This window comes from Alteromonas sp. MMG017, assembly GCF_018100795.1.
GTDB lineage: Bacteria > Pseudomonadota > Gammaproteobacteria > Enterobacterales > Alteromonadaceae > Alteromonas.
The window spans coordinates 84,013-95,572 of the sequence record NZ_JAGJDY010000016.1 but is presented as its reverse complement, the minus strand read 5'-3'; the positions used below and the strand labels follow the sequence as shown (position 1 = coordinate 95,572).

The window sequence follows — 11,560 nt, the reverse complement described above, 5'->3', positions numbered from 1 at the left end:
GGATGATTTTCGTTATTGAAGAGTTCTCGGAGTTAAGCAGGCTTACCATTTAACAATACGGTAATTTCCTGACGTTGGCTTTTAATAAAGTGATTGAACTTCTTCGATTTTGAAGGTAAGTGCTGCTTTCTGGTGTAAACCAGATACAACTTCGGTGAACAACAAGCTGATTTGTATTACGATGCGTTTTTTGATGCATTTAAGCGCGTAGCAAGCAACCCCAATGCTTACCTATCTGTAGACAATATTCGTGCCGGCTATCGACGTTGTCCGTGTGGTTCAGATTCAATTTATTTTCGAATCCGCAGCAATATTGTTGAGGTCATGGCCATTATCGGAGGACAAGATACAGACATTTGGCTCTAACCTTCGAAAGCCACTCACGTCTCCATTGCTCCGTTGAGCCCGTTGCCAGAGCAACATTTATGACAACCAGCTTTTCACTCTTAGTTCGTTCAAAACTATGTCCGCTATTTGCCAATTGCAGCCGTTTAAAAGAACTTCTCTGGAAGGCAGATGTGAACCTAAGCGGACAGACGAGCGTTAAACCTGCCGAAGATGTTTATGTCATTCGCGGATCTTCATTCCACCTTGATTGAAATAGTGGCAATCGTAGCATTCTGGATAATCAGTTCCTTATTGGTGAACACACTATCCAGTGATCATTTTCAATTATTTTGAATTTTAAGACGAAAAGCACCGTATCTTCTTCAATACGGTGCTTAACAATCACACTTTCGTTGATTTCGAATGCATTACCCGATACAAAATAGGCAAAACGACCAATGTTAGAATGGTCGATGAGATGATCCCGCCAATCACTACCGTTGCCAACGGTCTTTGCACTTCAGCGCCCGTGCCGACATTAAGTGCCATGGGAATAAAGCCTAAACTTGCTACCAATGCGGTCATCAAAACCGGACGCAATCTTGTGATAGCTCCGTCAACGATTGAGTTAATTAAGTCACCTGTTTCTAGTACTCGCTGTTTAATAAATGACAACATCACTAAGCCGTTTAGTACCGCAATACCAGAGAGCGCAATAAACCCGACTCCGGCAGATATAGACAGTGGCATTTCACGCATCCAGAGCGCGAAAACACCTCCCGTTAAGGCTAAAGGCACGCCAGTAAAGATGATCAAGGCATCACGAAATGAGCCAAACACCACCACTAGTAACACAAGTATTAGAAATAGCGTGGCAGGCACCACGATAGACAGTCGCTGACTGGCACTTTCAAGTTGCTCAAACGTGCCACCATAATCCAGCCAGTAGCCTGCGGGCAGTGCAACCTGTTCGGTTATTTTGATTTTTGCTTCGTCAACAAAACTCCCTAAGTCGCGTTCTCTGACATTGGCGGTAACCACGACTCTGCGCTTACCGTTTTCTCGACTGATTTGATTGGGAACAGACGAGTAACTCAGTGTAGCGACTTCTGATAACGGTACAAATTCCCCATCGGATGTAATAATAGGAGTGCTGCCAATGGCATCTAAATCGGTGCGAATACCTTCATCAAATCGCACAAGCAACTCGAATCGTCTATCTCCCTCAAAAATTAAGCCAGCGGTATTACCCCCGATGGCCGACGCCAACCACTCCTGCAAGTCGGCGACGTCCAACCCATAACGTGCCAAATCGACTGGCTTAGGATTGATAGTGAAGATAGGGATATCATCGACCTGCTCAAGTCGTGCATCCGCCACGCCGTCTATTGATTGCAAAACCGTTAAGATGTCGTTTGCAGAGGCAACAAGCGTGGTTAAATCATCTCCAAAGACTTTAATGCCAAGATCAGCCCTTACCCCACTGATCAACTCGTTAAAACGCATTTGGATAGGTTGCGTAAACTCATAGTTATTACCTGTCACCGCTTCTAAGTCTCGCTCAAGGGTTTCCACGAATTTAGCTTTTGATAGGTCAGGATCAGGCCATTGCGTTCGTGGTTTTAGCATCACAAAGGTATCGGTTACGTTGGGCGGCATCGCATCCGTAGCTACTTCTGCGGTACCGGTTTTCGCAAACACGGTAAGTACCTGTTCGTATTCCATCAAGGTAGATTCAAGAGTTGTTTGCATTGCGACGGCTTGTTCAATACCTGTGCCCGGTATTCGCATGGCGTGCAGTGCGATGTCTCCTTCGTCAAGTTGGGGAACAAACTCAGAGCCTAATCGCGTTGCCAACCATAAGCTGCCTACTACTAGCACGACTGAGCCGACAAGCACTATCCAGCGTAATTTCAGTGCAAGGTGAATGATGGGGCGATAGGCGGATTTGGCTGCAACAATAATGAAGCTTTCTTTTTCACTGACTTTTCCGCCCATGAACATCGCGACTGCCGCTGGTACAATGGTAATGGAGAACAGCATCGCTGCTATCAGCGCCATGATGACCGTTGCCGCCATTGGCTGAAACATCTTGCCCTCAACGCCTGTCAATGAGAACAGCGGGATATACACCACAGTAATAATCAATACACCGAACAAGCTAGGACGAATGACTTCGTTGGTCGCTTGAAAAACCAGTTCTAGCCGCTCTTTTAGTGGCAAGACTCCACCTGTGCGCTTCTGAGACTCGGATAACCGCCTGATACAGTTCTCTACGATGATCACCGCACCATCGACAATTAATCCAAAGTCCAAAGCCCCAAGGCTCATCAGATTGGCAGACACACCGGTATTAACCATCCCTGTGATGGTCGCCAACATCGCTAGCGGAATAACTGCCGCAGTGATGAGCGCGGCGCGAATATTGCCAAGTAATATGAACAAAATCACTATGACTAATAACGCTCCTTCTACTAAATTCTTCTGAACCGTGTCGATAGCTTTATCGACCAATAGGGTGCGGTCGTAGACTGGCTCAATGACAATACCATCAGGTAAGCTGGATTGGATGTCTTTCACCTTCTTGGCAACTGATTGGGCAACGGCTCGTGAGTTTTCGCCGACAAGCATCATTGCGGTACCTAAAACGGTCTCTTCACCTTCCTGTGTTGCCGCACCGGTTCTCAGCTCTTTGCCAATAGCTACACTACCAATGTCTTTCACCGCAACGGGAACAGTATTAATGCGTTTTATTACCACATTTTCTATATCGCTAAGTGTCTGGAGCTGACCTTGTGAGCGCACCAATATTTGTTGTCCATTGCGCTCAACAAACCCCGCTCCCTGATTCGCGTTACTTCGCTCCAGAGCAAGATGGATATCTCCTAGACTAATGTCAAAATTTAGCATTTTCTGTGGTTCAGGATTCACATGATATTGCTTTACGTAACCACCAATGGCGTTTACTTCTGTGATCCCTTTAACGAGTGCAAGCTGAGGTTTTACTATCCAGTCATGAATTTCCCTAAGAGCCATTGCGTCATATGGCTCACCATTTTTTTGCACGGCACTTTGATCAGCTCGTAAGGTATACATATAGATTTCGCCCAATCCCGTAGCGATAGGACCCATTTCAGGCTCTAAACCTTCAGGTAGCTGACTTTTGATTGCTCCTAGTCGCGTATTGATGAGATTGCGCGCAACATATAGATCAGTGCCTTCATCAAATACCGCTGTTACCTGAGATAGCCCGTAGCGGGATAAAGAGCGGGTGTAGGATAGTTCAGGCAATCCCGCCAATGCTGTTTCTACTACGAACGTGATCCGTTGCTCGGTTTCCAAGGGCGAATAGCCCGATGCTTGTGTATTGATTTGCACTTGCACGTTGGTGATATCGGGTACCGCATCAATAGGTAATTTTTGATAACTGAATATCCCCATGCCCAGCACAAGGAAGATCAACATCAGCATTAAACCTCGTCGCTCTATGGACAAACGTAAAATGGATTCAATCATGTGTTCGTCCCCCAATAACAGAGACGTCTGACCATGTAGATAGCATTGTGTTATTAATGAGCATGACCAGCCTCCGACTTTTCTAAATCGGCTTTAAATAGATAACTATTCTTGCTGACAATGACATCTGCAATATGAAGGCCTGATAACACTTCGATATTGATACTATCTTGTTGCCCAAGCATAACGGGAACGGGATGGTATTCCTCACCTTTTTTTACAAATACTACAGATGCCCCTTCAAATTCTTGAATCGCAGCTTTAGGTACCATCATGGCGACATCAAGTTTGTTGATTGTGACAAGCCCTTTGATAGCCGCGCCAACCGGCCACTGACCTGAGATATTAGCTATTTTGGCATACGCCAATATATAAGGTTTTTCATCGGGTGAGGGTAAGATATGTCGGATAGTGGTTTCTAACGATGAGCCTGCCACACCAAGTTGAACACTTTGATTCTCTGCAATATCTGATAGCTGTTGTGGGAAGACTTTAAGCTGTGCCCACACGTCATCATAGTTTGCGATTGAAAATAGCACTTGGCCATTAGATAACTCGCCTTCATTGGCATGCCTCGCAATCACGCTTCCTGAAAACGGTGCTGTAACGGGGTAGCTTTTCAAGCTTTCGTTGGATTCAACGATTGCCAGTGTCTGGCCTTTTTCAACCTTGTTACCTAAATTTACGTTAACCTTAGTCACCATGCCGTCGAATCTAGCACGGATATGACTCAGTGAAGCTGGGTCGGTCACCACATTTCCGTAAACGGTTGTGGTGATATTGAGTTGTCCCGCGATGACACTTTGAGTCATTACTCCCATTTTTTTCGCCATACTGTCAGAGATGAGTACAAATTCGGAATCATGGTTATCTTCCCCCCCATGTTCGCCTTCTGATGCGCATATTGGACGACTTATAAGCAATATGAACACACTGCATGTTATGAAAGTTAGCAGGGTGTTTTGTGTCTTGATTAATGTTTTGTTATTCATTTAGTTTCGCTCGAAGAAGATGTGACATTTGCATCAGCAAGCGGTTGCGCAGTGAGTGATTCAATATCCGCCCCCCGCTGATGTGCTTGTTTGGCAGACTGAATTAAGGCTTGCTTGGCATTAAGTAGTTCTTGACGGGTGCTGACCCACTCAAAATAACTAAAGCGCCCATTGATATAGGCTTGTTCTACCAATTCCAGCGCTTGAACTAACGGCGGGATAATCGAGTCTTGTAGTGTCTGCACATTGAGCAGCGCATTATTTCTCGCTACTAGCGCCATATTTAGTTGATGGTAAAGGTTTTGGGTTGCAGTCTGTTTTTGTTGTTGCAATTGCCCTTGAACAGCCCGTTGTTTTTCATACTCACCAATATTTCGATTTCCCGCAAACAACGGCATGCTGACACCTGCTACGAAAGCGGTATCATCAATCCCATTAATACGTCTTATTCCGGCCGTCCAGCTTAAATCTGATTGATTAGCTGCTTGAGTAAGGCGGACTTGAGATGCCTGCAATCTCGATTCTTTCGTATAGACCTCAAGATTGGGACTGTTCAATAGAGTGTTGAAAAGCGCGGTTAATGAAGGAGATGATTGCAGTGTAAATAAGTCACCCTTAACACCAGTAAAAGTAGGATCTTTTTCCCCCCACATAATAGCCAGACTTTTTATCATTGATTGCTTAGTCTGCTGTGCCGTCACCACATCCAGTCTGGCTCTTGCCAATGCAGCTTCAGCACGTTGCTGTTCAAATACTGGAGATGCTCCCGCATCCACACGCTTTGTGACAGCGTGGTAGGTATATCGGGCAAGAGTTTCTGTCTCTTGTTGCGCGTCAATTAGCGCTTGTTGCGCTAAGACATCGATGTAGCGACGTGTCACTTCAGCTAAAACATCCAAGGTTTGCACTTGTTTTTGTGCTTCGACTAAGGTGGATTGCGCCTTAGCAAAAACCTTACGTGAGTTGAGTTTATTGCCCAATTCAATGACCGACGACAATGTGAGAGTCATCTCGGTGTCCTTAGTTCCTGAGACATCTCCTGTACCTAAGAAGTTTTCTAGTTCAATACCGGCTGTAATCTCAGGTTTGAGAGACGCTGTTTTAATTTCCCCCTCAAGTGCTTGTTGCCTATATGTGAACTCATGCAATTCTGGCGAATTTGTTAATGTACGCTGTATGGCGCTTTGCAACGTCATTTCTAGATTGTTGGTACTGTTTGTTTGTGCTACTACCACGGTGTGTGTTGTCAAAAGGACAATCATCATGGAAACCACCCAAGCGTGCACACGCACAGGACTACTCAATGAAAATTTCATTGTTGTTTTATTCCTAAATTATCAAAAATATATATCGCCAAGTTGTTGGCGAACGGTGTTTGATTAGTTCAGGGTTATGCTTTAGGTGGGCGTAACAATTGTGTGACGGGCCCTTCTATTACTTTCGTTAAGTAATAGAAACCGTGATGGGTGGTAACAGAATCGAGTTCGATGCCATTGCTGTTTCCAAGCCAGTGAGCATGGGTTCCGTGACAATGACCACAGTGGTGGCAATCAGCGGGATTATGAGAAATATCTACGGTGATTTTATCAGCATTGGGTTGTTCGTTAGATTGCTGTTGAACAAGCGCCTTCGCAGAAACAGTGTTATCTCCCGCCTGATGTTCGTGTATTTCGCTTAGATGTTGCGAGTCGATAAAATGAAAATCCAAGGAATTAGCGACAGCCGAAAACGACTGAAACAAAATCAGCGAAATCAACAGGTAACTTGCCACCCTTACACTAAACATATCTATCTTCTCTCATCATGTTTATGTTAACAGCTTATCGAACTAAGACCAATCGACCAACCAAAACCAAGTATTTCAACCATTACATTACTTATCACGGCAATCTTCACTGGCAAATTCAATTTCAATGGTAGTGTGCACAAAGTCAAATTCACCAAGGTCGTGACGAAATTCGTCTTTGAGTGTTCTCAATTGAGTAATCGAAACATCTTGTTTCAACACCACATGTGCCGTCATGACGCTATGTTCACCGTCCAAAGACCAGATATGAAAATGATGTATATCCGCCACATCAGCGTTTGACATAAGTACTTTACGCACTTTCACCATCTGCGTCGTATCTGGCGTGCCTTGCAAGAATAACAACAAGGTTTCTTTTAGATTTCTGACGACATTAAATAAAATGAATAATGTAAAGCCAATAGATAAAATGGGATCCAAAATTGCCCATGGCTTGAACATCAGCACAATCGATACGATCAGCACTGCCACCCAACCCAATACATCTTCAAGTAAGTGCCAGTTTAAGATACGTTCGTTTAAGGAGCTCCCTTCGCTAAGTTTATATGCGGCAAAACCATTTACCGCGATACCAAATATCGAAAGCATTAACATACCTTCCACTTGCGGCATTTCAGGTGCTGAAAGCCTAGGTATGGCCTCGAACAAAATCCATATTGAGCCTATAGTTAAAACAATTCCGTTGATCAAAGCGCCTAACAGCGAAAATCGTTTATAACCATATGAAAATGTTGTGTTCGCTTCTTTATCGCTTAGCTTGTTCAATCCCCATGCAGTGCCAATAGATAAACTATCGCCCAAATCATGTACTGCGTCAGCCATTATGGCCGTGCTGTTTGTCAGCCATCCGCCAATAAATTCAATGATAGTAAATACGACATTCAAGAAAAATGCCCAGCCAATGCGTTTTGAAGCGCTGTTATTACTGTGACTGTGGTTATGATTATGCATGATTGATTTTGTCCAATATCGCTTGATTTTTAGCACTTACCGGTAGTCGTTTGAATGGACTGATATTAGTGCCACCTGTGTTCCCTTTGGGTACAAGGCCGATAGCGGTTTTGGTTGCAGCACCAATTATTCTTATAACTTGTCCAAAAACGGCTCTCCAATCTTTGTTTAGAAAACCATGTCGCAGCATTTTATAATGGATTAAACAATGATAATAAGTAGAGTGCTGACCAATTACATGCGCATCCTCCAGCGCTGCAAATGCCTGCCTCTCATTATTATTAGACATTGCATCTAAGTAATCGGTTAATTTGGAATCGATATGCGGCTTAACGGCTTTATTGTATGTCATTGTGGATCACCCGCTCTACATTTCTGTACTTCGTTATTAAGTGCTTCCTGCTTGGCGTCTTTCAGGATCATCCACGCTCCGCGTAGCACGACTATTGACACTACACAGCCGACAACCAGATCCGGTACTCTGCTATCAAGCCATACCACTAGAACACCGGCGATGATGACACCCATGTTGGCAATGACATCGTTAGCTGAAAAAATCCAGCTGGCTCGCATATGTACTTCGTCGTTTTTATGATTACGAATAATCACCAAGCAAGCGACGTTTGCAATGAGTGCAATGAACCCCATTCCTATCATTAATGATGAGATAGGCTCACTGCCCAAGAATAATCTTCTGGTAATATCAATGAGAATGATCACGCCCAGCAACAGCTGAAAGTAACCACTGATTTGCGCAGCTTTGGCTTTGTAAAGTATAGATTGACCCACAGCATAAATACCTATGCCGTATACAACCGCATCCGCTAGCATATCCATAGAGTCTGCTATCAAGGCAGTAGAGTCAGCCAAAATACCAACGGTCATCTCAACGAAAAACATCGTCGCATTGATGCCAAGCAGCCAATACAAAACCCGTTTTTGTGAGGCATCTTTGATTTCCACTTCACAGCCGCAACCACTCATTGTTCAACTCTTATTCCCAAAATTATAGGTACAGTGTAAAGTCTATATTTAGTATAGAGTCAACAACAAAAAGGCGCGTTTATGAAAATAGGTGAGCTATCAAAAAATAGTGGGTGTTCTATTCAGACGATCCGTTTTTATGAAAAACAGGATTTGTTTGAGGCTTGCAATCGCAGTGAAGGCAACTATAGAATTTACGACGCGTCATCGTTGAGAGCACTGCGATTCATTAAGCAATGTCGCTCATTAGATTTGACTATAATAGAAATTAAACAGCTGTTGGATACGAAAAATAATCCCGACAAAAGTTGTTCTAGTGTGAACAATTTGATCCATCAACATATGGTTGACGTCACACATCGCATTGCAGAGCTTGAGGAGCTAAAACTTACACTATCTGAGATGGCCTCGGCATGCACAGATGATAGAAAAGTTAAAGAGTGTGGGGTATTGCAGTTGCTTGAAGAGTGATACTCATATCTACAAATCTTGTAGTTTTACGTTTGCCTAAGGTTTAATAATGGTACATGGTTCGCTAATTGATTTTAGATAAAGTAACCAATACACAATAAATAGCTACGTCCGCTTTCTTGGGCAAAGCAGTCGTTCGACTCCGATAGCTCCTGATTGCTCATTGCAGCCCATTGAATTATCAGGATGCGAGGGACTGCTTCACGTACAAAGCTGCCGTATACCTATATCAACAAAGCCCCAATTACAGCTACTTGCACCAAGCTGCCTGTAAAATAACACAGCAAATAAAAAGGCCTATCCTCGCTGGGATAGGGCTTTTAGAAGGTTATCAATATATCAGAGTCAGTAAATACTAACGTACCTTCAACCCCACTGTAATGCACACAACATCAACTTAAACCGCTGCGCACACTCGCGTACCTTGGTCGATAGCTCGCTTTGCATCTAGCTCTAGCGCTTCATCGGCACCACCAATTAGGTGATAAGGCATATTAAGCCCTTCAACAATGTCGCGCATCGGCTCTTGGCCAGCACAAATAATTACGTTATCAACGGCAAGCAGTTGGCTTTCACCGCCTACGGTAATGTGTAAGCCTTCATCGTCAATTTTGTCGTAAGTTACGCCTGGGATCATTTTAACCCCTTTTGCTAATAACCCTACTCGGTGTGCCCAGCCTGTGGTTTTACCCAAGCCTGCGCCCACTTTATTGGTTTTACGTTGTAGCAAGAATATTTCGCGACTAGAAGGCTCTGGCTGAGGCTTAACCCCTTCAATGCCTGAGCGAGCGGTAAAGGTCATATCAATGCCCCACTCTTTCATAAACGCGGGTATATCTTGGCTTGGGGTCGATTTTCCGTGTGATAAAAACTCTGCTGTATCGAAGCCAATACCACCAGCACCAATGATGGCTACGCGCTGCCCCACTGGCTTTTTCGCTTTCAGTACATCTAGGTAGCTCATCACTTTTCCATGCTCAACACCTTCAATGGCAGGCGTGCGCGGTTTAATACCTGTGGCCACCATCACTTCGTCAAAGCCTTCGTCGTTAAGCATGGCTGCATCAACTCTGGTATTAAGCTTTAACGTAATGTTCTTATGCAGCTCAATTTGACGAGCGAAGTAACGTAAGGTTTCGTAAAACTCTTCTTTACCCGGAATCTGTTTCGCTACATTGAATTGACCACCAATTTCAGCGGCGCTGTCGTAAATCACTACGTCGTGACCACGCTGGGCAGACGTTACGGCAGATGCTAAGCCAGCTGGCCCTGCACCTACTACCGCAATGCGTTTTTTAGTATCGGCCGGTACAACGTTTAGCTCTAACTCGTGACACGCGCGAGGGTTAACCAAACAGCTGGTTAACTTGCCATTGAATACATGGTCAAGACAGGCTTGGTTACAGCCAATACAGGTGTTTATTTCGTCTGCGCGATTTTGTTGTGCTTTACGTACGAAGTCGGAATCGGCCAAGAAAGGGCGTGCCATCGACACCATATCTGCATCACCACGTGCCAACACTTCTTCCGCTACTTCCGGCGTATTAATTCTGTTTGAGGTAATAACAGGAATACTCAAAGCTTCGCGGAATTTCGCCGTCACCCACGTAAATGCAGCTCTGGGTACTTTTGTAGCAATAGTAGGAATACGGGCTTCGTGCCAACCAATGCCGGTATTGATAATAGTGGCACCGGCTTTTTCAATTTCTTTGCCAAGCTTAACCACTTCTTCGTAGTTTGAGCCACCTTCAACAAGGTCTAGCATAGATAAACGGTAAATAATGATAAAGTGCTTACCTACTGCTTCGCGTACACGGCGCACCACTTCTATAGGCAACCGGATACGGTTTTCATATTCGCCGCCCCAATCATCGTCTCTGTGGTTAGTGCGCTTGGCAATAAACTGGTTTAAGAAATAACCTTCCGAGCCCATGATCTCTACGCCGTCATATCCAGCGCGTTGTGCTTGGGTGGCTGAGAATACGAAATCTTTAATTTGCTGTTCAATTTCGTCGTCTTCTAATGCCTTTGGCTTAAAGGGGTTAATGGGCGCTTGCACCGCAGAAGGCGCTACCAATTTATCGCTATAGGCGTAGCGACCTGTATGCAAAATTTGCATACAAATTTTACCACCCGCAATATGCACGGCATCGGTGACTTCTTTGTGATGATTAATGGCTTCGTCTGTGTCTAATCGGCGAGTTGAGGGATGGGTTGAGCCTTCTTCGTTTGGCCCAATACCGCCGGTAACAATAAGGGCGACACCGCCTCTAGCACGTTCTGCATAAAACGCCGCCATATGCTTATGGCCCTTAGGCATTTCTTCTAAGCCAGTATGCATAGAGCCCATTAATACGCGGTTTTTAAGCTGGGTAAAACCTAAATCTAACGGGCGAAATAAACTTGGGTATACAGGATGATCGGTAACGGTCGTATTCATCATAAATCCTTAACTAGTGCCTGTTTCTTAATGCTTTTGTATTCTGTTTTTACTTTGTGTTTCACGTAGGCT

General features: G+C 44.4%; 9 protein-coding genes and 1 pseudogene. 2 read left to right on the top strand and 8 right to left on the bottom strand.

Translation table 11 applies throughout. The features are described from left to right. Positions 1-153: 153 nt before the first annotated feature. Positions 154-366 (top strand): annotated as a pseudogene (locus tag J8L84_RS19390) (type II toxin-antitoxin system RelE/ParE family toxin); the annotation flags it as partial. Between the two features lie 363 nt (positions 367-729). On the opposite strand, the gene J8L84_RS19385 reads toward J8L84_RS19390, so the two are convergent. The 7 genes from J8L84_RS19385 to J8L84_RS19355 all read right to left on the bottom strand — a co-directional run bounded on the left by J8L84_RS19385 (position 730) and on the right by J8L84_RS19355 (position 8,577). Beyond that, complete coding sequence (locus J8L84_RS19385) at positions 730-3,843, bottom strand: CusA/CzcA family heavy metal efflux RND transporter (RefSeq protein WP_211072126.1); 3,114 nt, start codon at positions 3,841-3,843, stop codon at positions 730-732. A 53-nt stretch (positions 3,844-3,896) separates the two neighbouring features. Then, positions 3,897-4,835, bottom strand: coding sequence for an efflux RND transporter periplasmic adaptor subunit (locus J8L84_RS19380; protein WP_211072125.1), 939 nt, complete (start codon positions 4,833-4,835; stop codon positions 3,897-3,899). Continuing rightward, positions 4,832-6,100, bottom strand: coding sequence for a TolC family protein (locus J8L84_RS19375; RefSeq protein ID WP_211072137.1), 1,269 nt, complete (start codon positions 6,098-6,100; stop codon positions 4,832-4,834). The genes J8L84_RS19380 and J8L84_RS19375 overlap by 4 nt, the downstream gene beginning before the upstream one ends. Before the next feature lie 125 nt (positions 6,101-6,225). Then, positions 6,226-6,621 carry a hypothetical protein gene (locus J8L84_RS19370; protein ID WP_211072124.1) on the bottom strand — a complete coding sequence of 132 codons (396 nt, stop codon included), beginning with the start codon at positions 6,619-6,621 and terminating at the stop codon, positions 6,226-6,228. An 87-nt stretch (positions 6,622-6,708) separates the two neighbouring features. Further along, the gene (locus J8L84_RS19365; RefSeq protein WP_211072123.1) at positions 6,709-7,593 is read right to left on the bottom strand and encodes a cation diffusion facilitator family transporter; all 885 of its coding nucleotides are present in this window, start codon (positions 7,591-7,593) and stop codon (positions 6,709-6,711) included. Further along, entirely contained in the window at positions 7,586-7,945 is a 360-nt protein-coding gene (locus J8L84_RS19360) for a DUF3703 domain-containing protein (RefSeq protein WP_159609832.1), read from the bottom strand. Before J8L84_RS19360 ends, J8L84_RS19365 begins: the two co-directional genes overlap by 8 nt. Next, a complete protein-coding gene (locus J8L84_RS19355; protein WP_211072122.1) occupies positions 7,942-8,577 on the bottom strand; it encodes a cation transporter in 636 nt (211 codons plus the stop codon). Before J8L84_RS19355 ends, J8L84_RS19360 begins: the two co-directional genes overlap by 4 nt. An 81-nt stretch (positions 8,578-8,658) precedes the next feature. Between J8L84_RS19355 and cadR the strand changes: the two genes are divergently transcribed. Further along, a complete protein-coding gene (cadR, locus tag J8L84_RS19350) occupies positions 8,659-9,048 on the top strand; it encodes a Cd(II)/Pb(II)-responsive transcriptional regulator (protein ID WP_211072121.1) in 390 nt (129 codons plus the stop codon). Positions 9,049-9,445: 397 nt separating this feature from the next. Here cadR and J8L84_RS19345 read toward each other — a convergent pair whose 3' ends face one another. Then, complete coding sequence (locus J8L84_RS19345) at positions 9,446-11,488, bottom strand: NADPH-dependent 2,4-dienoyl-CoA reductase (RefSeq protein WP_211072136.1); 2,043 nt, start codon at positions 11,486-11,488, stop codon at positions 9,446-9,448. Between the last annotated feature and the right edge of the window lie 72 nt (positions 11,489-11,560).

What these genes read in the sequence shown, in the direction of transcription:
- J8L84_RS19385 (WP_211072126.1), bottom strand. Translation starts at nt 3,843, where the DNA reads ATGATTGAATCCATTTTACGTTTGTCCATAGAGCGACGAGGTTTAATG.
- J8L84_RS19380 (WP_211072125.1), bottom strand. Translation starts at nt 4,835, where the DNA reads ATGAATAACAAAACATTAATCAAGACACAAAACACCCTGCTAACTTTC.
- J8L84_RS19375 (WP_211072137.1), bottom strand. Translation starts at nt 6,100, where the DNA reads ATGATGATTGTCCTTTTGACAACACACACCGTGGTAGTAGCACAAACA.
- J8L84_RS19370 (WP_211072124.1), bottom strand. Translation starts at nt 6,621, where the DNA reads ATGTTTAGTGTAAGGGTGGCAAGTTACCTGTTGATTTCGCTGATTTTG.
- J8L84_RS19365 (WP_211072123.1), bottom strand. Translation starts at nt 7,593, where the DNA reads ATGCATAATCATAACCACAGTCACAGTAATAACAGCGCTTCAAAACGC.
- J8L84_RS19360 (WP_159609832.1), bottom strand. Translation starts at nt 7,945, where the DNA reads ATGACATACAATAAAGCCGTTAAGCCGCATATCGATTCCAAATTAACC.
- J8L84_RS19355 (WP_211072122.1), bottom strand. Translation starts at nt 8,577, where the DNA reads ATGAGTGGTTGCGGCTGTGAAGTGGAAATCAAAGATGCCTCACAAAAA.
- cadR (WP_211072121.1), top strand. Translation starts at nt 8,659, where the DNA reads ATGAAAATAGGTGAGCTATCAAAAAATAGTGGGTGTTCTATTCAGACG.
- J8L84_RS19345 (WP_211072136.1), bottom strand. Translation starts at nt 11,488, where the DNA reads ATGAATACGACCGTTACCGATCATCCTGTATACCCAAGTTTATTTCGC.